At 32.2% G+C, this 25,058-nt stretch carries 21 protein-coding genes; 16 read left to right on the top strand and 5 right to left on the bottom strand.

Annotation, left to right across the window (positions count from 1 at the left end; genetic code table 11):
* Positions 1 to 3 precede the first annotated feature (3 nt).
* Positions 4 to 1,353 (bottom strand): Na(+)-translocating NADH-quinone reductase subunit A, encoded by a 1,350-nt coding sequence (locus PBN93_RS03170; RefSeq protein ID WP_271081414.1) that lies wholly within the window; start codon positions 1,351 to 1,353, stop codon positions 4 to 6.
* 183 nt (positions 1,354 to 1,536) lie between these two features.
* On the opposite strand from PBN93_RS03170, the gene PBN93_RS03175 reads away from it, so the two are divergent.
* The 3 genes from PBN93_RS03175 (at position 1,537) to pruA (ending at position 5,143) form a co-directional block, all read left to right on the top strand.
* Positions 1,537 to 2,781: a type IX secretion system plug protein gene (locus PBN93_RS03175; RefSeq protein ID WP_271081415.1), complete on the top strand. Its 1,245-nt coding sequence runs from the start codon at positions 1,537 to 1,539 to the stop codon at positions 2,779 to 2,781.
* A 254-nt stretch (positions 2,782 to 3,035) separates the two neighbouring features.
* A complete protein-coding gene (gene apaG / locus PBN93_RS03180; RefSeq protein ID WP_077403558.1) occupies positions 3,036 to 3,422 on the top strand; it encodes a Co2+/Mg2+ efflux protein ApaG in 387 nt (128 codons plus the stop codon).
* A 92-nt stretch (positions 3,423 to 3,514) separates the two neighbouring features.
* A complete protein-coding gene (gene pruA, locus PBN93_RS03185) occupies positions 3,515 to 5,143 on the top strand; it encodes an L-glutamate gamma-semialdehyde dehydrogenase (protein ID WP_077403555.1) in 1,629 nt (542 codons plus the stop codon).
* A 319-nt stretch (positions 5,144 to 5,462) separates the two neighbouring features.
* Here pruA and rsmG read toward each other — a convergent pair whose 3' ends face one another.
* Entirely contained in the window at positions 5,463 to 6,098 is a 636-nt protein-coding gene (gene rsmG, locus PBN93_RS03190) for a 16S rRNA (guanine(527)-N(7))-methyltransferase RsmG (RefSeq protein ID WP_077403764.1), read from the bottom strand.
* Positions 6,099 to 6,331: 233 nt separating this feature from the next.
* On the opposite strand from rsmG, the gene PBN93_RS03195 reads away from it, so the two are divergent.
* The 6 genes from PBN93_RS03195 to PBN93_RS03220 all read left to right on the top strand — a co-directional run bounded on the left by PBN93_RS03195 (position 6,332) and on the right by PBN93_RS03220 (position 12,158).
* Entirely contained in the window at positions 6,332 to 7,432 is a 1,101-nt protein-coding gene (locus PBN93_RS03195; RefSeq protein WP_077403552.1) for a fatty acid desaturase family protein, read from the top strand.
* Between the two features lie 15 nt (positions 7,433 to 7,447).
* Positions 7,448 to 8,632 (top strand): pyridoxal phosphate-dependent aminotransferase, encoded by a 1,185-nt coding sequence (locus PBN93_RS03200; protein WP_077403549.1) that lies wholly within the window; start codon positions 7,448 to 7,450, stop codon positions 8,630 to 8,632.
* A 362-nt stretch (positions 8,633 to 8,994) separates the two neighbouring features.
* Positions 8,995 to 9,603, top strand: a complete 609-nt coding sequence (locus tag PBN93_RS03205; RefSeq protein ID WP_333780849.1) for an RluA family pseudouridine synthase — start codon at positions 8,995 to 8,997, stop codon at positions 9,601 to 9,603.
* Between the two features lie 34 nt (positions 9,604 to 9,637).
* Positions 9,638 to 10,711 (top strand): DUF3667 domain-containing protein, encoded by a 1,074-nt coding sequence (locus PBN93_RS03210; protein WP_077403543.1) that lies wholly within the window; start codon positions 9,638 to 9,640, stop codon positions 10,709 to 10,711.
* Between the two features lie 101 nt (positions 10,712 to 10,812).
* Entirely contained in the window at positions 10,813 to 11,661 is an 849-nt protein-coding gene (locus PBN93_RS03215; RefSeq protein ID WP_271081416.1) for a ChaN family lipoprotein, read from the top strand.
* Between the two features lie 11 nt (positions 11,662 to 11,672).
* The gene (locus PBN93_RS03220; protein WP_077403540.1) at positions 11,673 to 12,158 is read left to right on the top strand and encodes a nuclear transport factor 2 family protein; all 486 of its coding nucleotides are present in this window, start codon (positions 11,673 to 11,675) and stop codon (positions 12,156 to 12,158) included.
* Here the strand turns inward: PBN93_RS03220 and PBN93_RS03225 are convergent.
* Both PBN93_RS03225 and trkA read right to left on the bottom strand, forming a co-directional pair.
* On the bottom strand, positions 12,124 to 13,614 hold the full coding sequence (locus tag PBN93_RS03225) for a TrkH family potassium uptake protein (protein ID WP_271081417.1): 1,491 nt from the start codon (positions 13,612 to 13,614) through the stop codon (positions 12,124 to 12,126). The genes PBN93_RS03220 and PBN93_RS03225 overlap by 35 nt on opposite strands.
* Before the next feature lies 1 nt (position 13,615).
* Entirely contained in the window at positions 13,616 to 14,965 is a 1,350-nt protein-coding gene (gene trkA / locus PBN93_RS03230; RefSeq protein WP_075694409.1) for a Trk system potassium transporter TrkA, read from the bottom strand.
* Between the two features lie 287 nt (positions 14,966 to 15,252).
* On the opposite strand from trkA, the gene ubiE reads away from it, so the two are divergent.
* The gene (gene ubiE, locus PBN93_RS03235) at positions 15,253 to 15,981 is read left to right on the top strand and encodes a bifunctional demethylmenaquinone methyltransferase/2-methoxy-6-polyprenyl-1,4-benzoquinol methylase UbiE (protein ID WP_077403759.1); all 729 of its coding nucleotides are present in this window, start codon (positions 15,253 to 15,255) and stop codon (positions 15,979 to 15,981) included.
* Between the two features lie 14 nt (positions 15,982 to 15,995).
* Positions 15,996 to 16,691 carry a type IX secretion/gliding motility protein PorT/SprT gene (gene porT / locus PBN93_RS03240; RefSeq protein WP_077403534.1) on the top strand — a complete coding sequence of 232 codons (696 nt, stop codon included), beginning with the start codon at positions 15,996 to 15,998 and terminating at the stop codon, positions 16,689 to 16,691.
* Positions 16,692 to 16,694: 3 nt separating this feature from the next.
* On the opposite strand, the gene PBN93_RS03245 is transcribed toward porT, so the two are convergent.
* Positions 16,695 to 17,420, bottom strand: a complete 726-nt coding sequence (locus tag PBN93_RS03245) for a TrmH family RNA methyltransferase (RefSeq protein ID WP_077403531.1) — start codon at positions 17,418 to 17,420, stop codon at positions 16,695 to 16,697.
* Between the two features lie 24 nt (positions 17,421 to 17,444).
* Here PBN93_RS03245 and tamL point away from each other — a divergent pair, with 24 nt between their 5' ends.
* The 5 genes from tamL (at position 17,445) to PBN93_RS03270 (ending at position 24,995) form a co-directional block, all read left to right on the top strand.
* On the top strand, positions 17,445 to 20,021 hold the full coding sequence (tamL, locus tag PBN93_RS03250; RefSeq protein ID WP_271081418.1) for a translocation and assembly module lipoprotein TamL: 2,577 nt from the start codon (positions 17,445 to 17,447) through the stop codon (positions 20,019 to 20,021).
* Positions 20,022 to 20,079: 58 nt separating this feature from the next.
* Complete coding sequence (fbaA, locus tag PBN93_RS03255; RefSeq protein WP_077403525.1) at positions 20,080 to 21,147, top strand: class II fructose-bisphosphate aldolase; 1,068 nt, start codon at positions 20,080 to 20,082, stop codon at positions 21,145 to 21,147.
* A gap of 34 nt (positions 21,148 to 21,181) precedes the next feature.
* Positions 21,182 to 22,060: an acetyl-CoA carboxylase, carboxyltransferase subunit beta gene (accD, locus tag PBN93_RS03260; protein WP_077403522.1), complete on the top strand. Its 879-nt coding sequence runs from the start codon at positions 21,182 to 21,184 to the stop codon at positions 22,058 to 22,060.
* A 201-nt stretch (positions 22,061 to 22,261) separates the two neighbouring features.
* Positions 22,262 to 22,531, top strand: coding sequence for a 30S ribosomal protein S15 (rpsO, locus tag PBN93_RS03265; protein ID WP_013620235.1), 270 nt, complete (start codon positions 22,262 to 22,264; stop codon positions 22,529 to 22,531).
* A gap of 220 nt (positions 22,532 to 22,751) precedes the next feature.
* Positions 22,752 to 24,995, top strand: coding sequence for a polyribonucleotide nucleotidyltransferase (locus PBN93_RS03270; protein ID WP_271081419.1), 2,244 nt, complete (start codon positions 22,752 to 22,754; stop codon positions 24,993 to 24,995).
* The last annotated feature ends 63 nt before the right edge of the window (positions 24,996 to 25,058 follow it).

The following is a 25,058-nucleotide window of genomic DNA, read 5'->3' on the forward strand; positions in this document are numbered from 1 at the left end:
CTTTTATCCTATTTCTTTTTGTAATAAGTCCAACCCTTCTCTAATTATTTGCTGGTGTGGCTGTTTAGATATACAAATAAACTCTGTTAAAGCAAAGTCCTCTGGAGCAACTTCATACAAGCCTAATTGTTCCATTTCATCTAAATCTTTTATCATACAAGCCTTTAGCAATTGCATTGGATAAATATCTAACGGAAATACTTTTTCATAAGCTCCTGTTACTACAAATGCTCTATGTTCACCATTTGTATTGGTGTTTAAATCGTATTTTTTCTTAGGATTTAACCAAGAGAACGTCATTGCTCTTGTTGAAGATATTTTATTAAAAATTGGCTTATTCCAACCAAAAAATTCATAATCATCTCCTTCAGGAATAACAGTTACAGTATTGTTATAAAATCCTAAATAACCCTCTGGACTAGTTTTAGAACCTGTAAGAACATCACCGTTAATTACTCTAAAGTTTTCTATAGAAACTCCGCTACCATATAAAAATGTAGAAATTTCTGACCCAATAGTAGTGGTATAGTATTTTGGAGATTTAACTGCAGAACCAGCTAATGCAATAGTTCTTTGAGGGTTAAATTTACCTGTTAACAACAACTCTCCTATAATTACTAAGTCTTGCGCATTAACAGTCCAAACTACTTCTCCTTTATTTACAGGATCTATCTTATTTATTTGTGTACCCACTAAACCTGCTGGATGCGGACCAGCAACTTTATGTTCTGTTACACCAGACAAACCAGACAATGGAGAGTTGCTACTACCCACAGAAACGTGTACTTGGCCAGATGTTAAAGTTGCTAGCGCTGTTATAGCTGCTTGCAATTCTTTTTCTTTGCCTTGTAACACATAATCTAAATTGGCTGCTAATGGAGCTGTAGTGTATCCTGAAACAAATATAGCCTTTGGAGCCACGTTAGGATTTGCAACAACATCATACGGTCTTTGTTTTACAAAAGGCCAACAACCAGACATAAGCAACTGCGACTTAACGTCTTCTGCAGATGCGCTTGCCAAGTTTAGCGTACTGTGTTCTACTACTTCACCACTTTTATTAGCGCGTATTTTCAGCGTTAATATTCTTCTCCTTGCTCCTCTTACAATTTCCACAAGCTCACCAGACACAGGAGAAACAAACTTCATTTCTTCTACATCTTTGTTGTAAAAAATAGGCTCACCTGCTTTTACAGTAGCCCCCTCTTTTACCAACATTTTTGGCATTATACCGTGAAAATCGTTAAGATTTATTGCATAAACATTGCTTAAAACCGCTTTAGAAGTAGTTTGCTCAGCGGCACCGACTAGGTTTATATTTAAGCCTTTTTTTATTCGAATGTCTTTAGACATATTATTGCAGACCTTAGGTTAACAAAATTTCGTGCAAATTTAAAGTTTTAAGCGCAAACTTCCTTGTTAAATCAACTAAGATGTTTTTATTTATATTAATTCTAAATAAAATTTTAACACTTTTTATTCACTTAAATTTTAGGCACAACTTTTGCTTATCTTTGTGATACAATTTTTAAATAAATGAAACATTACTCTTTTTTACTTTTTATAATTTTAGTTGGTTTTTCTGCTTACGCACAAAACGCTGTAGAAAAAGATGCTCCTAACCATATAAAATCTATTGTATTTAAAGGTCCTACAGAAGATCAATTTCCTGTTGTACAATTAGGAGATAATATTTATTTAGAGTTTGATGATTTAACTGCTTCTGAGGAAGATTATTATTATAAAATATCATACTATAATTATGATTGGTCTCAATCAACACTCTCTAAATCTCAGTATTTAAGTGGTTTTGACAATCTTAGAATTACAAATTACGAAAATAGCTACAATACATTGCAAGCCTACTCTAACTACCGTTTACAAATACCTAACAACAGTATTAGCTTAAAAATTAGCGGTAATTATATGTTAGAAATTTACAACAGCTATGACGAGCTTCAGTTCTCTAGACGCTTTATTGTTTACAAAGATGCTGTTTCCGTAGGTGTAACAACTAAAAGAACAAGAGACTTTGAGTTTTTAAATGAAAAACAAGCCATACAAATTGCCATAAATTCTGGAAATTTTCAACTTATCAACCCAAAAAAAGAGGTTAAAGTTACAATTCTAAAAAACTACTATTGGCCTACTGCAATTACCAACTTAAAACCACAATATACTATTGGCAAGGAGTTACTATACAAATACGACAAAGAAAGTAGTTTTTTTGGCGGTAATGAGTTTTTAAATTTTACTACAAAAGATTTACGCGCAACTAGCACTGCAATTGCACGTGTAGAGATGAAAGAATTGTACAACCATTATATGTACGCAGATCTAATTAGAGCCAACGAGCCTTATACCTATTACCCAGATATTAACGGAGATTTTGTTATTACCACCCAGCAAGGAGAAGACGCCTCTAGAGAATCTGAATACACTAAGGTACATTTTAAATTACCTTATTCTGATATTATTGGACTAAATGACGTTTACGTATTTGGAAAGTTTAATAATTACGCAATTACAGATGAAAATAAAATGGTTTATAATGAAAAAACAGGTTATTTAGAAGCCTGCCTAACACTTAAACAAGGCTTCTACAATTACAAATATGTAATAAAAACAGATAAAGGAGAATTAAAACATAATGCAATTGGCGGCAATTTTCATTTTACAGAAAATAATTATTTAGTATTGGTTTACTACAGAAATTTTGGAGACCAGTATGATAGTGTTATTGGTATTGGAAGTGGAAACTCCAGAAATATAACCAACTAAAAAAAAACAATTACGGTTCATTGAACAGGTGTAATTGTTTGTTTACCGAAAAAAAGTTCGTTCAGCGAATATATGAAAGCCGAACAAGCTACTTTAAATTTTCCTTTTTATATTTGTATGTAGCGAATGTGTCACGTTTATAACAACTTACACATTTCTACTTTAAAATAAAAGGGCGTATTACACAGTAATAAAACATTCTTTTTTTTAAACATAATACACAAATTGAGTATTATATTTTAAAGTTAAAACGTATGACTACACAAGTTACTAAAGGCATAAAAATATCGGTTAGCACCAATTTTGAAGGTACATTTTTTAAGAACTACAAAATGCATTACGCATTTGGCTATACAGTAACCATAGAAAATCTAAGTAAAGAATCTGTACAATTAACATCTAGACACTGGGAAATTTACGACTCTTTAAACGACTTAGAAATTATGGATGGCGAAGGCGTAGTTGGCAAAAAACCAGTTTTAAATCCAGGGCAATCTCATACCTACAACTCTGGCTGTTTACTTACATCTCCTATTGGAGCTATGCGCGGACACTATAATATGATAAGCTTTACAGACGGCAAAAAATTTAGAGTTTACATACCTAGTTTTAAATTTAGCGCTCCTTTTGCTTTAAATTAAAATATCTAAATTTCTAACTTTCTAATTGTTTTAATAACGAATAGGATTTTACTACATTTGTTACAATTATTTAATTTATAAAACGTAGCACAATGGGTAAAGGATTTTTTGAAGTTCCAACCGCTTTTAACGAACCAATAAAAAGCTATGCTCCGGGCACACCAGAGCGCCAAGCTGTATTAGAGCAATACAAGGCTTATTACAACGGTAATGTAGATGTTCCTTTATATATTGGAGCAGAAGAGATAAAAACAGGCAATACTAAGCCAATGTCTCCTCCGCATGATCATAAACATATTGTAGGCCAGTACCATTTAGCAGAAAAAGAACACGTAACTAAAGCTATAGAAAATGCTTTAGAATCTAGAGAAGCCTGGGCAAACCTTGCTTGGGAACAACGTGCAGCTATCTTTTTAAAGGCAGCAGAGTTAATTGCTGGTCCTTACAGAGCAAAAATAAACGCTGCCACAATGATGGCACAATCTAAAACAATACACCAAGCAGAGATTGATGCTGCCTGTGAACTAATAGACTTTTTACGTTTTAATGTGGAATATATGTCTCAAATATACGCAGAGCAACCAGATTCTGCTGAAGGTATTTGGAACCGCGTAGAATACCGTCCGCTAGAAGGGTTTGTTTACGCTATTACACCATTTAACTTTACTGCTATTGCTGGTAATTTACCTGCAAGTGCAGCTATGATGGGGAATGTGGTTTTATGGAAGCCAAGTGATAGTCAAATTTTTTCTGCAAAAGTAATTGTAGACATATTTAAAGAGGCTGGTGTACCAGATGGCGTTATTAATGTTGTTTACGGAGACCCAGTAATGGTTACAGAAACTGCTTTAGCTAGTCCAGATTTTGCTGGTTTACATTTTACAGGATCTACTTATGTTTTTAAAGAACTTTGGAAGCAAATTGGCAATAACATACACAATTACAAAACCTACCCTAGAATAGTTGGCGAAACAGGAGGTAAAGATTTTATTTTAGCTCACAAAACTGCTAATCCTGCACAAGTAGCTACTGCAATTGTACGTGGCGCTTTTGAATTTCAAGGGCAAAAATGTAGTGCTGCATCTAGAGTTTACCTACCTAAATCTACTGCAAATGAAGTATTAGATTTGGTAAAAAGAGACCTAGACTCTATTAACAAACCAGGTTCTCCGGAAGATATGAGCAACTTTGTTACTGCTGTTATTCATGAAGGTTCTTTTGATAAACTTGCTAAATACATAGATGGTGCTAAGGCTGATGATAATGCAGAAATTGTAGCTGGTGGTACTTATGATAAATCTAAAGGTTACTTTATAGAACCTACTGTAATTGTAACTACAGACCCTAAATATACTACAATGGAAACTGAACTTTTTGGTCCTGTTGTAACTATTTACGTGTATGATGATAAAGATTGGAAAGAAACACTTAAGCTAGTTGATGGTACATCTGAGTATGCATTAACAGGTGCTGTATTATCTACAGACCGTTACGCTATAGAAGAAGCTACAAAAGCACTACAAAACTGTGCTGGCAACTTTTACATTAATGATAAACCAACAGGTGCTGTAGTTGGCCAACAACCATTTGGTGGTGCAAGAGCATCTGGCACAAATGATAAAGCTGGCTCAGCACAAAACTTACTACGTTGGGTTTCTCCAAGATTAATTAAGGAAACATTTGTTACTCCAACAGATTACAGATATCCATTTTTAGGATAAACCTTTTTTAAATATATATCTAAAGCCAAAACAGCAGATAATTAGCTGCTTGTTTTGGCTTTTTTATGCATAAAAATTAAGCTATTGCGCTATTAAATTGCTTTGTAAACAATTTTAATGTAAATTTAACGTTAAGCTAATGTAAACATATAGTTTACTTATTGTAAATTTGTATAATTAAACAGAAAGACTATGAAAGAGAGCGTTACACACACAGAAAAAAAGAGAAAAAAAATTAGCATAACCAACATATACAGCTATATGAAGAGTTATGCTAAAAATTGCAAGTATTCTTTTAACAGAATGCTTAGTATTTAATTTACCCTTTGTACTTTAAAGGTAAATAAACCACTTTTTTGGTTTCAAAAAAGTCTTCCGTAAAATGGTCTGCCAGGTTGTATATTTCCGTAGTTTTATAATCTTTTAACTCCTCAGACAAATCACCACCTTTAAGGTACAAAATACCATTGCGGCGTTCATGAACAGATTCCTTTTTAATACGTCCTTTTATCCAACGAACAAATGTGGGCATAGCGGCTACCGCTCTACTAACTATAAAATCAAACTTAGTATCTAAGTCCTCTACCCTCATATGTTTAGCGGTAACATTAGTTAATCCTAAACCGTCTACAACGTGTTGCACTACTTTTATTTTTTTACCAATTGCATCAACTAAAGTAAATTGGGTTTCAGGAAAAAGAATTGCCAAAGGTATGCCTGGAAAACCACCACCAGTACCAACATCTAAAACAGTTGTTCCTGGTAAAAACTGCTGAAATTTTGCAATACCAGTTGAATGCAGTACGTGGCGCAGATATATTTCATCTATATCTTTCCTAGATACCACATTAATTTTTTGGTTCCAATCTGCATACAAAGCTTCAAGCTTTATAAAATACTGCTTTTGCTCTTCTGTTAAGTCTGGAAAATACTTAAAAATAATATCTGCCTTCATAAATTTTATCAAAGTTTTGGCAAAAGTAAGCATTTCCATAATCATAAAAATTTCTTATTTTAAGATAATTATCATATTATAAAAAGTACTTTTGCATTATCTTTACTTAGTTTTTGTGACTATTAAAAACTTATAGATCATAATTATCAAAATAAAATAAAACATCTACATATAAAATACAATCCTCAAAAAAGTAACTATAGAGGAAATCAGAATTAAGAATTTAGAAAAATATGGAAAATAAATCAATTAGGTTTTCACGTAAAGACTCTGCTCAATTTTTTAAAACATTGAACAAACGTGTAAATACTTATTTTAAAGAAAACGATATTAAAAAAACTGGTAACTGGAAACTACACGTTAAAACAGTTATTATGTTTACACTATTTTTAGCGCCTTACTTTTTAATACTAACCCTTGGCTTACCAATTTGGGCTAATTTACTACTTACAATTGTTATGGGTGTTGGTATGGCTGGTGTTGGTATGAATGTTATGCATGACGGTAACCACGGTGCATACTCTAACAACAAATGGGTAAATAAAATAATGGGTGGTAGTATTTACATACTAGCTGGTAATGTTTACAACTGGCAAGTACAACACAATGTTTTACACCATACATACACAAACATTCATGAACATGACGAAGATTTAGAAGCCGGTAGAATTTTACGTTTTTCTAAGCATGCAGAATGGCGCAAGCATCACAAATTTCAGCATTTTTACTCAGTTTTTTTATACGGTTTACTAACGTTTAACTGGGCTATTACTACAGATTTCCAGCAAATGTACCGTTACATGAAACGCAATTTATCGTACGGTAAGAAACCAAGTAAAATTGGCAACTGGAGTACTTTAGTAATTACAAAATTATTATACATTACTATTTGGATTGTTTTACCATTACTTTTTGCTAATGTAGCTTGGTGGCAAGTTCTCCTAGGTTTCTTTATTATGCATTATGTCGCTGGTGTAATTTTGAGTGTCGTATTTCAATTAGCACATGTTGTACATGATGCAGAAACACCTTTACCAGATGAAACAGGCACAATGAAAAACACTTGGGCTATACACCAATTATTTACAACTGTAAATTTTGGCACTAAAAACAAGATTGTAAATTGGTTTACTGGCGGATTAAATCATCAGGTTGAACATCATATTTTTCCGAATATTAGTCATATTCATTACACAAATATCTCTAAAATTGTGAAACAAACGGCAAATGAGTTTAATTTGCCATATAATGAATACAAAACTACTAGAAAAGCTATAATTTCGCACTTTAAACATTTAAAGGAGCTGGGGAAAAAACCTGCTTTACAGTACTAGTAAAAACAAAAAAGTATGAGCAATCACTTATCTAACAGAATTACAAACATGTCTACCTCTGCCACTTTAGCAATGGCAGCAAAAGCAAGAGAATTACGCAACGCTGGTAAAGACATTATTGGTTTAAGTTTAGGAGAACCAGATTTTAACATTCCAGATTTTATTAAAGATGCAGCCAAACAAGCTATAGATGATAACTACAGCAGTTACTCTCCTGTAGACGGTTATGCAGATTTAAAACAAGCTATTGCTAATAAGTTTAAAAGAGATAATAACTTAACGTACGGACTAAACCAAATTGTGGTTAGTACCGGTGCTAAACAATCTTTAGCTAACATAGCAATGTGTATGCTTAATAAAGGAGACGAAGTAATTTTACCTGCTCCTTACTGGGTTAGTTATAGCGATATTGTTAAACTTGCAGAAGGAACTCCTGTAGAAGTAGCTACTAGTATAGATACAGATTTTAAAATGACTCCTGCACAACTAGAAGCAGCTATTACCCCTAATACTAAAATGATGTGGTTTAGCTCTCCTTGTAACCCTAGCGGATCTGTATACAGCAAAGAAGAGTTAGAAGGCTTAGCAGAAGTATTAAAAAAGCACCCTAATATTTATGTGGTTTCTGATGAAATTTATGAACACATAAACTTTAGAGGCGGACACGTTAGTATTGCTGGTATAGATGGTATGTATGACCGTACTATAACAGTAAACGGTGTATCTAAAGCTTTTGCTATGACCGGTTGGCGTATTGGTTTTATTGGCGCACCAGAATTTATTGCTAAGGCTTGCACTAAGTTTCAAGGGCAAAACACAAGCGGTGCTAATGCTATTGCACAACGTGCAACTATCGCTGCTTTGGAAGCTCCTGTAAGTAAAATACAATTTATGATTGATGAGTTTCACAAAAGAAGAGATCTTGTTTTAGAGCTGTTAGGAGAAATTGAAGGGTTTAAATTAAATGTACCTGAAGGTGCTTTTTATGTTTTTCCAGACATCTCTGCATTTTTTGGTAAAACTTTAAACGGTACTACTATTAACAACGCGTCAGACTTATCTATGTACTTATTAGAAAATGCAAACGTTGCTACAGTAACCGGAGAAGCTTTTGGCAACCCTAATTGCATACGTATTTCTTATGCGGCATCAGAAAAAGAATTAAGAGAAGCTATAAGCAGAATTAAAGCTGTTTTATAATTTAAGCATCTTAAAACCATACAAAAGGTCTTATTAGCATTTGCAGTAAGACCTTTTTTTATACATTTACTTTTCTTAAAAACTTTATTATTTCTACAGAAACACACATAGCAACTATACAAAAAGAGCCTATTAGGTTTCAAGACTATGGAGCTGGTATTTTTGTTGGCATAGCCACAAAATCTGCTTTAAAAAAAGCCATAAAAAAGGGGTTAATTTATATTGATGAAAAAAAAGCATCTACCGCCACATTTATAAAAGGAGCAGAAAAAATTACCTATTATAAGCCTGAAGAAAATAGAAATAAAAAAAAGTTAGAATTAAAACTAGACGTAGTATACCAAGATAACTTTTTAGCAATTATTAACAAACCCGCAGGAATATTAGTTAGTGGAAATTCCTTTAAAACGATAGATAACGCACTAGAACAAAATATTAAAAAAAGTAACTTGCCAGACGCAACTAAGTCTAGACCAGTACACAGGTTAGATTACCCTACAACAGGCTTGCTAATTATAGGAAAAACATCTACCAGCATATTGGCTCTTAATAAGCTTTTTGAAAATAAAGAAATAACCAAGACGTATTTAGCTGTTACCATTGGCAAAATGCCTGTAAAAGGAATTATAAATACTATGGTGGACAACAAAAAGGCTCTTTCTAAATACACCGTAATAAAAAGTATTACCTCTACAAAGTATGCCCATTTAAACCTTGTAAAATTAAATCCAGAAACTGGAAGAAAGCATCAACTAAGAGTACATTTATCCTCCATAGGAAATCCAATTTTAGGCGACCATGAATATGGTATTCCCGAAAAAATTTTAAAAGGAAAAGGTTTATATCTACACGCCTATTCCATAAGTTTTATTCATCCATTTACAAATGAAAAAATGAGCTTTAAAATAGAGCCTCATAAAAAATTCAACAAGCTATTTCCATCACATATTTATTCCGATTTTCAGCTTTAAATAAAATAATTATCTTAGCTACAAAACCATATAAATGTCCCACCAAAATACTACTTGTAAAAACTGCGAAAACAAATTTGATGCAACTTATGAATTTTGCCCACATTGCGGACAAAAAGTAAACGACAAGCTTACAGTTGGTGTATTATTTAGTAACACAATTAAAAATTACTTTTCTGTAGATGCTAGGTTTTTTAAAAGTTTTTTTCCTTTACTTTTAAAACCAGGGTATTTACCAACCAAGTTTATAGAGGGCAAACGTTTATTATATCTTCACCCTGCTCAATTATACTTATTTTCATCTATTGTATTTTTCTTTTTCTTCTCATTTAAGGTGAGTAAGCAAGAACAAGAAATTAGGGAAACTGTAAAATCAGAAAAGACACTTAAACAAACTATAGATTCTATAAAAAAGTACAACACAAATGATTCTTTAGCCGCTGCCACTGTTATAGAGAAACTAAAGCAGAACCAAGATAAAACAGGTCTAAAAGATGAGGAATTAGCCAAATTAGATTCTATTATTAAAGGACAAAATTATAAAGGTGATGACTTTATAGCTTTTGGTTTTAACGAATCTAAAGTAGACTCTTTAATAGCTATTAACGCTCCAGACTCTTTAATAACTAAAGAAATGGGCAGAAAAGAAGATGCTGGTTATTTTACTAAAAAAGCATACACTCAAGTTTTAAAACTTTATAAAGATAATGGTAGTTTAGCAAGCATACTACACTCGTTTTATGACACTATCCCAATTGCTTTATTTTTTCTGTTACCAATATTCGCATTTATTCTAAAATTACTTTTTTACAACAAAGGGCCATTTGCATACCACTTGGTGTTTGCTTTTTACTATTTTTCATATCTATTTAGCACATTTATAATTTTATTACTAATTAGTTTTGTGTGGCCTAGTTTCCCTGGTTATATTCAATTTTTAATTATACTCTCAACCTTTATATATTTGTGTATTGCTCTACAAAAATTTTATAGACAAGGTTGGCTTTTAAGTTTTTTTAAAGGCTCTTTAGCTACTTTTATTTATTTTGTAATTGTAATACCCATAACAATTACAATACTAAGTGCTTTTGCATTTTTAATGTATTAAATAGTAGCACATAGTTACTTTAAAAAAAACATAGCGTTTATAAATACTACAATTCTCTACTAATAATGTTAACTTTAGTAAAATTCAAAAAAAATACAACTGTGAAAATATTTCAAATTGCTATAGCCTTACTTTTTTCCTTATCAATTTATAGTCAAAAACCAGCATATGTTATTTACAATGCTAAAGGTAAAAAAGTAGGATACAAGAAAATGCTAAAAGACCTAAGCAAAAAAAACATTGTTCTTTTTGGAGAATTACACAATAATGCCGTTGCTCACTGGTTAGAACTTGAGGTTACCAAAGACCTAAACAAAAACAAAAAAATTATATTAGGTGCAGAAATGTTAGAGGCAGACAACCAAACACAAGTTAACAATTATTTAAATGGCCTTATAGATGCAAAAACGCTAGATACAGTTGCTAGATTATGGCCTAATTACAAAACAGACTATGCCCCTTTGGTAAACTATGCAAAAGAAAACAAACTACCATTTATTGCTACTAATATACCAAGAAGATATGCTAGCTTAGTTTATAAAAAAGGGTTTACAGGATTAGATTCTTTATCTAGCTTAGAAAAAAGTTGGATAGCTCCTTTGCCTATTATTTTTGATAGCGAGTTGCCTACTTATAAAAACATTTTAAAAATGATGGGAGATCATGGCACACCAGAACTTGTTATGGCACAAGCAATAAAAGATGCTACTATGGCACATTTTATATTAAAAAACTACAAATTAAATACCACTTTTATACACTACAATGGTGCGTACCACTCTAACAACTACGAAGGTATTTTATGGTATTTAAAAAACAAAAACAGTAATTTAAAGTATGCAACAATTAGCACCGTAAACCAAGAAAACCTGTCTAAGCTAAAAGAAGAATATTTAAATATTGCAGATTATATTATTTGTGTTGATACTGACATGACAACTACCTACTAAAACAAACAACTATGAGCAACTATGAATTAATTGAAAAATTTTACACCTCTTTCTCTAATGCGGATGTAAATGGTATGCTTAGTTGTTACCACGACAACATTGTGTTTACAGACCCTGCCTTTGGCACTTTAAAAGGAGACAGAGCAAAAGCAATGTGGCAAATGCTATTAAGTAGAAGTAACGGAGGAACACAAATAACATTTAGTTCCATTACAACTAATGAAAACAAAGGAAGTGTAAATTGGAAAGCGGTGTACACTTATGGACCAAAAAAAAGAAATGTTGTTAACAACGTAACTGCAAGTTTTACTTTTTTAGATGGAAAAATAATAAAACACACAGACTCTTTTAACTTATGGAACTGGTCTAAACAAGCGTTAGGTACAAGTGGCTATTTATTAGGATGGTCTCCTTTTTTTAAGTCTAAAATACAGGCCAAAACAAACAATTTATTAGATAAATTTATATCTTCTTCCAGAAATACGGAGTTAAAATAATAAGCACCGTAAACAACTCTAACCTACCAGCTAACATTAAAAAGGCTGTCCACCATTTTCCTAAAGCAGGTAAGCCATCAAAATTAGCTAACGGATTTAAACTACCTAAACCTGGACCAACATTACCCAATGAAGTTGCTGCACCACCAATAGCTGTAATAAAATCTAAGCCTAAAAAACTAAGTACTAAAGCTCCAATAATAAAGAGTAACATATACAAAACTAAAAAAGCAATAATGTTGTATACAATTTTTTCTGGCACCATTTTATTATTATAACGAACAGGTATAATTGCATTTACGTGGAGTGTACGTTTAAACTCTAACAAGCCGTTTTTTATAATTAATAAATGGCGCATAACCTTTATACCACCAGATGTAGAACCTGCACAACCACCTAAAAACATTAAGCCAAAGAAAAAGACAGTTAAAAATGGAGTCCAACTTGTAAAATCTGCCGTAACAAAGCCAGTTGTGGTAATTACCGATATAATTTGAAATAACGTGTGCCTAAAAGCACTTTCTGCCTCACCTAAAACCATTGGGTGATAATCTGAAACAGGTACATTAGCCTTTAAATAAACTGTAACAGCAGCAATTAATGTAAAAAATACAACAAAGCCAGTATAAAACTTAAATTCCTCATCCCTTAGCATCTTTTGTATTTTACCTTTAAAAGCAAAGTAGCTTAATACAAAGTTACTACCGGCCAAAAACATAAATAAAATAACAATATACTGTATTAATGGATCATTATTCCAATATGCTAAACTTGCATTTTTAGTAGAAAACCCACCTGTTGATAATGTAGCCAAAGAATGGTTTATAGCATCAAAGAAAGACATTCCTGCCAGTTGTAACAATATTGTTTCTGCTACAGTATAACCTACATAAATATACCATAATCTTTTTGCTGTATCTGTAATACGTGGGTGTAATTTATCTGCACTTGGGCCAGGAGATTCGGCAGAAAATAACTGCATACCACCAATACCTAAAATTGGCAAAATTGCAATAGCCAAAACAATAATACCCATACCACCAATCCAATGCGTTAAACTTCTCCAAAAAAGAACGCCTTCTGGTAAAATTTCAATATCATTTAAAATGGTTGCCCCTGTTGTTGTGTAACCAGAAACAGTTTCAAAAAAGGCATTAGTAAAACTAGGTATAGAATCTGTAAATAAATACGGTAACACACCAGAGATAGACATAACAATCCATCCAAATGTTACAATTAAATACCCCTCTTTTCTCTTTACTTCTTTTTTGTGCCCTTTTGTACTTAACATTGCCATAGCACCAGCTGCTAATGTTACTAATGCTGCCATACCTATTTCTAAAGTGGCACCATCTTTATAAATGGCACTAATACCAGCAGACAAACCCATAAAACCGCCATTGCAAAGAAGCAATAAGCCCATTATGTGAACAATAATTTTATAATTAAGCGTCATTTTACAAGAAAAGCTTTTCTATTTTAGGAATAGACCTAGGTAAACAGCATACCACTACTCTATCTCCTTCTAAAATTTTAAAATCACCAAGAGCTATAATTCCTTCTCCGTCCCTAACTACACCACCAATGGTTGCAGACCTAGGAAAATCTAACTCTTTAATAATTTTTCCATTAACAGCAGAACAATCTTTTACAACAAACTCTAAAATTTCTGCGTTAAGGTTATTTAAACGTGTCATTGCAACAACTTCTCCACGCCTAATATGTTTAAAAATATTATTGGCTGCTAATAATTTTTTATTAATTAAAGTATCTATACCAATTGTATGCGATAGCTGAAAATAATCCATATTTTCTACTAATGCAATGGTTTTCTTTATGTTTCTAGACTTAGCAACTAAACAAGACATAATGTTTGTTTCTGAGTTAGAAGTTACAGAAATAAATGCATCCATAGCATCTAGATTTTCTTCTTCTAAAACCTCAACAATTCTACCATCTGCATTAATTACCAAAGCATTTGGCAAATCATCTGCAAGTTGCATTGCTCTATCTTTATCTTTTTCTATAAGTTTAACATTAAACCTTTTTCCACATAAATCACGAGCAGTTTTGTAACCCAATTTGCTACCTCCGTGAATCATTACATTTTTAATTTGCCTTTTTTCTTTACCGGTAAGTTTTAAAAGATCATCTAACCCTTCTTTAGAAGTAATAAAATATACCTGATCTCCTTTCATAAACTCAGTATCACCTCTAGGAATAATAGTATACTGCGTACCTACACGCTGTATTGCTATTGGCATAAAATTTAGTTCAGGAAAAATACGAGCTGCTTCTTTTACCATTTTACCCACAAAAGGTGCAGATTTAGGTAAGCAAACACCAATCATAATTAGCGCTCCATCTTCAAACTCATAACTTTCATTAAAAGCAGACTGGTTAAGTAGTAATTGAATTTCGGTGGCAGCTAACTCTTCTGGAGAAATTAATTCATCTACACCTAATTTTTCAAAATTAAGTGCTTCCTTATTTCTTATAAATTCTGTATTAGAAATACGGGCAATTGTACGCTTACAACCCAATTGCTTTGCCATAATACAAAGCGTTAAGTTGGTTGTTTCTGATGAAGTAACACCAATTACAAGATCAGATTTTTCAACCTGTGCATCTTTTAAAACTGCAATAGATGTAGCATCGCCTTTTAAAACACGAATGTCTAGATGACTATCTGCGTAGGCTAAACTTTCTTTGTAGGTGTCTATTAAGGTAATGTCTTGCGACTCAAAAGACAATAATTTTGCCAAATGAAAACCAACCTCTCCTGCTCCTGCTATTATTATTTTCATAAATATTTTTAACTAAGCCAAAACCTACCTTAGTAAACTTTGGAGGGCAAAATTACTCAATTTTATGCAATTGACTGGTATATAGTAGTAAAAACAGAAAACATCTTACATCAAATACTTTGCTCCATATATATTTAGCTGCTAACCAGTTAACTTTTAGCTTATAATCATTAAATTTTAAAACGTATAATACCTACATATATTACATAATGGCAGGTTTTAGCTCTTTTAAGTATCTAAAATGCATAAAATGTAACCTTTATACTATCTTTGCAAAAAAAATAATAATGGCAGAAAAAGTTACTCCCTATAAAGATTCTAAACTTGGAAAAAAAGAACAGGTTACACAAATGTTTGATACCATTTCTAAGAATTATGATGGCTTAAACAGAGTAATTTCTTTTGGCATAGATGTTAAATGGCGTAAAAGAGTTGTAAATCTTATAAAAAGCAAAAAGCCAGAAACCATTTTAGATATTGCTACTGGTACAGGTGACCTTGCTATTAACTTAACAAAAACAGGTGCTACAAAAATTACTGGCTTAGACATTTCTCCTGGAATGTTAGAAGTAGGCAAACAAAAAGTAGCTGCAAAAAATTTAAGTAACACTATAGATATGATTATTGGTGATAGTGAAAACTTACCTTTTAATGACAACACTTTTGATGCTATTACTGTTGCTTTTGGTGTGCGTAATTTTGAAAACTTAGACAAAGGGTTAACAGAAATTTTACGAGTATTAAAACCCAAAGGAACTTTTGTAGTTTTAGAAACATCTGTACCTACAAAAACTCCTTTTAAACAAGGCTATAAATTTTACACCAAATATATACTACCTACTATAGGTAAACTATTTTCTAAAGACCGTACTGCATACTCTTATTTGTCTGAATCTGCATCTATTTTTCCTCACGGAGAAGAGTTCAACAATATTTTACAAAAAAATGGGTTTATATCTATAGAGAATAAGCCGCAAACTTTTGGAGTTGCATCCATTTACGTTGCATCTAAATAAGATATGAAAATCTAATGAAAAAAATTCTGTTTCTTTTTTTGTGCCTTTTTATTGCTGGCAACACTGCAAATGCTCAGTTTAATGAAGATCCTATTATAAATTTAGAGTCGGAAGATTTACGTCCTTTAAACTGGGGATATTTTTTAGGTTTTAACCAATATGATTTTAAATTTGATTACAAAGATGACTTAGGTGATGTTTTAGTTGACAAATCTCTTGGGTTTAATGTAGGTTTAATTGGTGAACTACGCTTAAACGAATTTTTAGATTTACGTTTTGAACCTGGACTGCACTACACAAAAAGAACATTAGGGTTTAGGGGGTTTACAGATGCTAATGATGCAATTAGAGAAATAAAAAGTACCTACATTAATTTTCCGCTTTTACTTAAAGTAAGCACAAGAAGAATTGGAAACTGGAAACCTTATATTATTGGAGGCGCATCTACATCTATGAACCTAAGTAGTAATGAAGATAGTGTAGAAGATAATAGCAGTGCTACATTTAGAATGAAAAAAAATACCTATTACTATGAAATGGGGTTTGGTATAGATTTTTATTTAGAGTATTTTAAATTTTCACCGTCTATAAGAGGTGTTTTCGCTATTAATAACGAGTTAGTACCAGATGCGGACCCTAATAGCCCTTGGACAGGTAATATTAATTCTATGAAAACAAGAGGAATTTTTATAAACTTTACGTTTGAATAGTTTTTATCCTCTTCTTATTTCATTTAGCAAAATTGCAGTTGCTGTAGCTACATTTAAACTTTCTGTTGTTTTATTACCAAATTGAGGAATACTTATTTTTTTAGTAATTAATTTTTCTACTGTTTTAGATACACCGTTGGCTTCATTACCCATTACCAATATGCCGTTTTCTTCTACAAAGTTCTCTTTATAGACATTTTTACCATCCATAAAAGCACCATAAACTGGCATTTTTGTTAATTTTAAAAACGTTTCTAAATCACCATAAACTATATTAACCCTTGCCAATGATCCCATTGTAGCCTGTATTGTTTTAGGATTATAACAATCTACAGTTTGGCCAGAACAAAAAAGGTCTGTAATGCCAAACCAATCACACAACCTTATTATTGTACCTAAATTACCTGGATCACGCACATCATCTAAGGCAACAATCCAATTATTTGTTTTTACCTTTTTGGCTAAAGGCTTGTAAAAAACAGCTAAAATATTATTAGGCGTTTTTAAGGCGCTAATTTTTTTTAAATCCGCTTCAGAAATTAACTCACTTTTAAAGGTGTTATTTTCTAAAATAGTTTTACTTGTTGTGTAAATTGCATATGGTTTTACGTTAGCATTTACCAACTCTTTTACAGTTTTTATACCTTCTACTACAAACAGTTTATGTTCTGCTCGGTATTTTTTTTGCTGTAGATTTTTTATAAATTTTATTTGGCTTTTACTAACCATACAAATAATGTATTTTTGAACTCTATGAAAATGTGCTTACGTAACACAAAACATTTTGCTAAAATAAGTTTATTATTGCTAGTTATAGCAATAACATCTTGTAATGCGTTAAAAAAAGTAGAAGAAGATGAACTTTTACTTACTAAAAATACCATTACGGCAGATGGTAAAAAAGTGAAAAACGAAGAAGCCTACACCTTAATTTCTCAAAAACCAAATAGCAACTTATTAGGGTATCCTTTACGCTTAAACCTTTATAATTTAGCTAAAGATAATCCAGATTCATTATACCAAGTTTGGCTCCATAAAAAGCCAAAGCGTTTAGAGCGCTTAAATAAATTACTCTCTAAAAAACAGGTAAACGGTTTAGGAGAATCTTTTATTGTAAAAGGAGCTAGCCAATGGCTAAAAAATATTGGAGAATCACCAGCAATTATAGACACAACTAAAACATCTAAATCTGCCAAGCTTTTAAAATCTTATTACGACAGCAAGGGGTATTTTGATACAAAATCATTTTATCAAATAGATTCTAGCAACCGCAAACAACGTGCACAAATAAACTATAAATTAGAGCTTGGAGACCCTTACATTATAGATAGTATCACAAAAAACATTACATCAAAAACATTAGACTCTATTTACAAGTTAAACGCAGAAAATTCATTTTTAAAAGAAAAAGAGCAATACAATTCTTCTAATTTTTATAAAGAACGAGAACGATTAACTAATTTATTTAGAAACTCTGGCATATTTAATTTTCAAGAAAGCTCTATAGAATATTTTATTCCAAGTGATAGTACTAAAAAACCTATTTCTAAAAAAATGGAGGTTGAACTACAAATTAGCAACCTAAAACAAAGAGGACAAAATAAACTAACTGAATACAAAATTTACAAGTTTGATACCATAAATATTTACACTGATTATTTTTTTGGAGATGATGTTTCCAAAATGAAATCTATTACCTATGACAACTACACTCTTTTTTATAAAGACAAACTAAAGTACAAACCTAAAGCTATTACAAATGCAATTTTTATAAAAAAAGATAGTGTTTATAAAGAAATAAACAAGTCTAGAACTTATAAGCAAATAAATAACTTAAATACTTTTAAGTACCCTAACATTACTTTTGACACTTTAAGTAATAGACTTAATACTAATATTTATTTATCTCCTTTAAAAAAATATACTTTAGAAACTAATATAGAAGGTACCCACTCTAACATACAAAGGTTAGGCGCTGCATTAAGTACATCTTTAAACATAAAAAACGTTTTTGGCGGAGCAGAAACACTTAGCATATCTGCACGTGGTTCTGTAGGCGTTTTAAGTGAAGTTAACAACCCTACAGAGAATTCGGTATCTGAAATTGGCGCAGACGTTAATTTAACAGTACCAAGAATTTGGATGCCATTTAAAACAAAAAAAATTATACCGCCATATATGTTACCGCAAACTAGGATGGTAATTGGTACAAATTTTCAGAAAAACATTGGCCTAGACAAACAAAACTTTAATACTATTTTAGGCTATAACTGGTCTCCTACACAATTTAAAAAGAACTCTTTAGAGTTAATTAATATACAATTTATTAGAAACCTTAACCCAAATAGGTTTTACAATGTATACCAAAGTACTTACAAAAGGTTAGATGATGTTGCTGATGATTACCAAGATGATCCCGCATTAAGTGAGCTTTTTGAAACATCTGAGAACGATTCTGACCCAAAACTAATAATTCCTGCTGGCACAAGTGGATTTATAGACCAAGTTTTAAACCAAGGTTTAATTCCTACTTCATCAGACAATTACAAAGAGGTTAGAAGTATAGATGAAAGAGAAAAAAGATTAACAGAAAATAACCTTATTTTCTCTACAAGCTTCTCATATACAAAAGACAGCAGAAAAGGTGTTAACGACAATGATTTTCATCAATTCAAAATAAAGGTAGAAAGTGCAGGTAACTTACTATCCTTACTATCCGGAGTTACAGATTTTAAGGAAAATGAAGATGGGCATAAAGAAATTTTTGGCGTTCCTTTTTCTCAATATATAAAAACAGATTTTGACTATATTAAGCACTGGAGTTTTCCGTCTCAAAATGTTTTAGCGTTTAGAGGATTTTTAGGCATAGCAGTACCTTACGGAAACAGTAATAGCATACCATTTGCAAAAAGCTACTTTGCTGGTGGCTCTAACGACAACCGTGCCTGGAACGCCTATTCATTAGGTCCAGGTAGCACACAATCTCTTAACGACTTTAATGAAGCAAACTTAAAAATTGCAGCAAACTTAGAATTTAGATTTCCAATTGCTGGCAGTATAAAAGGGGCAATATTTGCAGATGCAGGTAATATTTGGAACGTTTTTGACAATGAAGAAAACGAAGATGCCATCTTTAAAGACTTTAACTCTTTAGAAGAAATTGCATTAGGTACAGGTTTTGGTTTAAGGTATGATTTCTCTTACTTTGTACTTCGTTTAGACACAGGTTTTAAAACCTACAATCCAGAGTTAGAAGCGTCAAAAAGATGGTTTAATGACTACAATTTTAGGAACGCAACAATTAACATTGGTGTTAATTATCCTTTTTAACCCTAAATATTTTATTACTTTTGCTACGTTAATCTAATAAAATACCAACACATAAAGTATGGCTCACAACATTAAACCGGGAGTTGCCACAGGCGACGAAGTACAAGAAATTTTTAACTACGCAAAAGAAAAAGGCTTTGCCTTACCTGCTGTTAACGTAATTGGATCTGACACTATAAACAGTGTTTTAGAAACTGCAGCCAGCTTAAATGCTCCTGTAATTATACAATTCTCTAACGGAGGTGCACAATTTAACGCTGGTAAAGGCTTATCTAATGAAGACCAAAAAGCTGCTATTGCTGGTGCAGTTGCAGGCGCAAAACACGTTCATGAATTAGCAAAAGCTTACGGTGCCACTGTTATTTTACATACAGACCACTGCGCTAAAAAATTATTGCCTTGGATAGATGGTTTACTTGATGCTAGTGAAAAACACTATAAAGAAACTGGTAAATCTTTATTTAGCTCACATATGATAGATTTATCTGAGGAGCCAATTGAAGAAAATATAGAAATTTGTAAAGAATATCTTGCTAGAATGGCAAAAATGGATATGACTTTAGAAATAGAATTAGGTATAACTGGAGGTGAAGAAGATGGTGTAGATAATACAGATGTAGATGATTCTAAACTTTATACTCAACCAGAAGAAGTAGCATATGCTTATGAAGAATTATCTAAAATAAGCCCTAAATTTACAATAGCAGCAGCATTTGGTAATGTACACGGTGTTTACAAACCAGGTAATGTAAAATTAACTCCAAAAATTTTATTAAATTCACAAGAGTATATTTCTAAAAAATACAATGTAGAAAAAAACCATATTGACTTTGTTTTTCACGGAGGATCTGGTTCTACTTTAGAAGAAATTAGAGAAGCTATTGGTTACGGAGTAATAAAAATGAATATTGACACAGATTTACAATATGCATTTTTAGAAGGTGTAAGAGATTATATAATGGGTAAAAAAGAATATTTGCAATCACAAATAGGTAACCCAGATGGTGCAGATGTACCAAATAAAAAGTTTTACGATCCAAGAGTTTGGCTTCGTGAAGGAGAAAAAACGTTTAGTACACGTTTAAAGAAAGCATTTGAGGATCTTAATAATGTAAACACATTATAATACAAGAGATCCCCACTTAACTTAATATTATTTTATGTCGGCTTGGTTTAAAAGAAAAGAAAAAGGAATACAGACAGCTACAGAAGAGAAAAAAGACACTCCTAAAGGATTGTGGTATAAATCTCCAACAGGTAAAATTGTTGAGTCTGAAGTTTTAGCGAAGAATTTTTACGTAAGTCCAGAAGATGACTATCACGTGAGAATAGGAAGTAAGGAATACTTTGAAATACTTTTTGACGATAATAAGTTTAAAGAATTAGACGAAAAATTATCATCTAAAGATCCTTTAAAGTTTGAAGACACTAAAAAGTACGTAGACCGTTTAAAGGCTGCTGAGAAAAAAACAGGACTACATGATGCTGTTAGAACCGCAATAGGAAAATCTAACGGTAGTGATATAGTTATTGCCTGTATGGATTTTAGTTTTATAGGTGGCTCTATGGGTAGTGTTGTTGGCGAAAAAATAGCAAGAGCTATAGATTTTGCCATTAAAAAGAAAGTTCCTTTTATGATGATTTCAAAATCTGGAGGAGCACGTATGATGGAGGCTGCATTGTCTCTTATGCAATTAGCAAAAACATCTGTTAAGTTAGCACAACTAGCAGAAGCTGGTTTACCATACATATCTTTATGTACAGACCCAACTACGGGTGGTACAACTGCATCTTACGCAATGCTAGGAGATATTAACATATCTGAACCTGGAGCTTTAATTGGTTTTGCAGGGCCTAGAATTGTAAAAGATACTACAGGTAAGGATCTTCCTGAAGGTTTTCAGTCTGCAGAATTTTTAAAAGAACACGGGTTTTTAGATTTTATTACACACAGAAGAGATTTAAAACAGAAAATAAATCTTTATTTAGATCTTATTCAGAACAACCCTGTTCGCAAACATAAACCTATGTCTGCGTAAGCAACATTATTTTATAATTTTACAACCCTTGATTTATTTTTATCAAGGGTTGTTTTATTAGCAACGTATCCAATTAATGCAAAAAAAGTATTGACACAAAAAAAACTATAAGGTTAAGTTAAAGTGTAATAAATAAATTGTATATTTGCCGCTTGATTGAAAACCAATCACATACATAAAAATCATTAAATAAATATTGGAATGTATTTAACAAAAGAAGTAAAAGCCGAGATTTTTAAAAAATACGGTAAAAACGAAAACGATTCTGGTACAGCAGAAGCACAAATTGCTTTATTTACTCACAGAATTAACCACTTAACAGGTCACTTAAGAAATAATCATAAAGATTACAACACAGAGCGTTCTCTAGTTAAATTGGTAGGTAAAAGAAGAAGTCTTTTAGATTACTTAATCAAAAAAGATATTGTACGTTACCGTGCTATTATTAAAGAATTAGGTATTAGAAAATAATACATCAAGGGAAAGCGCTGCTTTCCCTTTTTTTATACTAGTTAATTTATAATAAATATCTTAGCTAAAATTACAAAGACCTTGTTTTAGTACAAGGCAAAATTAAAAGCTTATTTATAGTTTTTCATTGGTCAACACAACAACACAACACCTCGCCAAATAAGGCGTAAGACCATTGTTTAACAAGCCTTAAAAAATTATAAGGCTTTAAAAAAAATTTATGATTCCAAAAGTATTTAAAGAGGTCATAGACCTTGGGGACGGTAGAGAAATCTCTATTGAAACCGGAAAATTAGCAAAACAGGCTCACGGTTCTGTTGTTGTTCAATCTGGAAATTGTATGTTACTGTGTACGTTAGTTTCTAACTACAAACAAAGTGATGTAGATTTTCTTCCATTAACGGTAGATTACCGTGAAAAATTTGCTTCGGCAGGTCGTTATCCTGGTGGATTCTTTAAAAGAGAAGCAAGACCAAGTGATGGTGAAGTATTAACTATGCGTTTAGTAGACCGTGTTTTACGTCCACTTTTCCCAAAAGATTACCACGCCGAAACTCAAGTTATGATTCAGTTAATGTCTCATGATGAAAATGTAATGCCAGATGCTATGGCTGGTTTAGCAGCATCTGCAGCAATACAATTATCTGATGTACCTTTTGAAACTCCTATCTCTGAAGCTAGAGTTGGACGTATAAATGGTGAATTCATAATTAACCCTACCAGAGCTCAATTAGAAGAATCTGACATTGATATGATGATTGGTGCTTCTGCAGACTCTGTAATGATGGTTGAGGGTGAAATGCTTGAAATTTCTGAAGAAGAAATGGCTGAGGCAATAAAATTTGCTCATGAAGCTATAAAAGTACAATGTGCTGCTCAAGTAAAATTAGCAGAAGCTTTTGGTAAAAAAGAAACACGTGAGTACGAGCCAGAAAGAGAAGATGAAGACTTAGCTAAGAAAATTTATGATATGGCATATGATAAAGTATATGCTGTAGCTAAAGCAGGTTCTTCTAAACATGAAAGAAGCACTGCTTTTTCTGAAATTAAAGAAGATATAAAAACTACTTTTTCTGAGGAAGAATTAGCAGATTACGGAGATTTAATTTCTAAATATTACGCAAAAGCAGAAAAAACTGCAATACGTAACTTAACTTTAGATGAAGGTTTACGTTTAGATGGTCGTAAGACTGATGAAATTAGACCAATTTGGTGTGAAGTAGATTACCTACCATCTACACACGGTTCTTCTATTTTTACACGTGGAGAAACTCAAGCATTAGCAACAGTTACTTTGGGTACTTCTAGGGAAGCTAACCAAATTGATATGCCATCTTATGAAGGTGAAGAACGTTTTTATTTACACTACAACTTCCCTCCTTTCTCAACTGGTGAAGCACGTCCTTTAAGAGGTACTTCTCGTCGTGAGGTTGGTCATGGTAACTTAGCACAACGTGCTTTAAAAAATATGGTTCCTGCAGATTGTCCTTACACTGTACGTGTAGTATCTGAAGTTTTAGAATCTAACGGTTCTTCTTCTATGGCAACTGTTTGTGCTGGTACAATGGCATTAATGGATGCTGGTGTACAACTTAAAAAACCAGTTTCTGGTATTGCTATGGGATTAATTTCTGATGCAGAAACAGGTAAATACGCTGTATTATCAGATATTTTAGGTGATGAAGATCACTTAGGAGATATGGACTTTAAAGTTACTGGTACTGCAGATGGTATTACTGCTTGCCAAATGGATATTAAAGTAAAAGGTCTTTCTTATGAAATTCTTGTAAATGCTTTAAAACAAGCTCGTGAAGGACGTTTACACATTTTAGGTAAATTAACAGACACAATTTCTGAGCCAGCTAGTGATGTTAAAGCTCACTCACCAAAAATGATTACCAGAAGAATTCCTAACGAATTTATTGGTGCATTAATTGGTCCAGGTGGTAAAGTTATTCAAGAACTTCAAAAAGAGACAGGAACTACTATTGTTATAAATGAAGATCCTGAAACTGAAGAAGGTATTGTAGAAATTTTAGGCACAGGACAAGACGGCATAAATGCTGTATTAGCTAAAATAGATTCTCTTTTATTTAAACCAGAAAAAGGTAGTGTTTACGAGGTAAAAGTAATTAAAATGTTAGATTTTGGTGCTGTTGTAGAATATACAGAGGCTCCAGGAAATGAAGTTTTATTACACGTATCTGAATTAGCATGGGAACGTACAGAAAATGTAACCGATGTTGTAAATATGGGAGACGTTTTTGATGTTAAATATTTTGGAGTAGACCCAAGAACACGTAAAGAAAAAGTATCTAGAAAAGCTTTATTACCTAAACCAGAAGGTTATGTAGAAAGAGCTCCTAGAGAAAATAAAGGACGTGATAATAAAGGCAGAGATAATCGTGGGCGTGACAATCGTCGTGATGATCGTAAACCAAGAGAAAACAAAAAAGAAGATTAATTTTTAGTTTTCTCGAAAATAAAAAAGCCCAACAATTTAAATTTGTTGGGCTTTTTTTTATAC

The organism is Cellulophaga omnivescoria (genome assembly GCF_027915275.1).
In the GTDB taxonomy this organism is placed as follows: domain Bacteria; phylum Bacteroidota; class Bacteroidia; order Flavobacteriales; family Flavobacteriaceae; genus Cellulophaga; species Cellulophaga omnivescoria.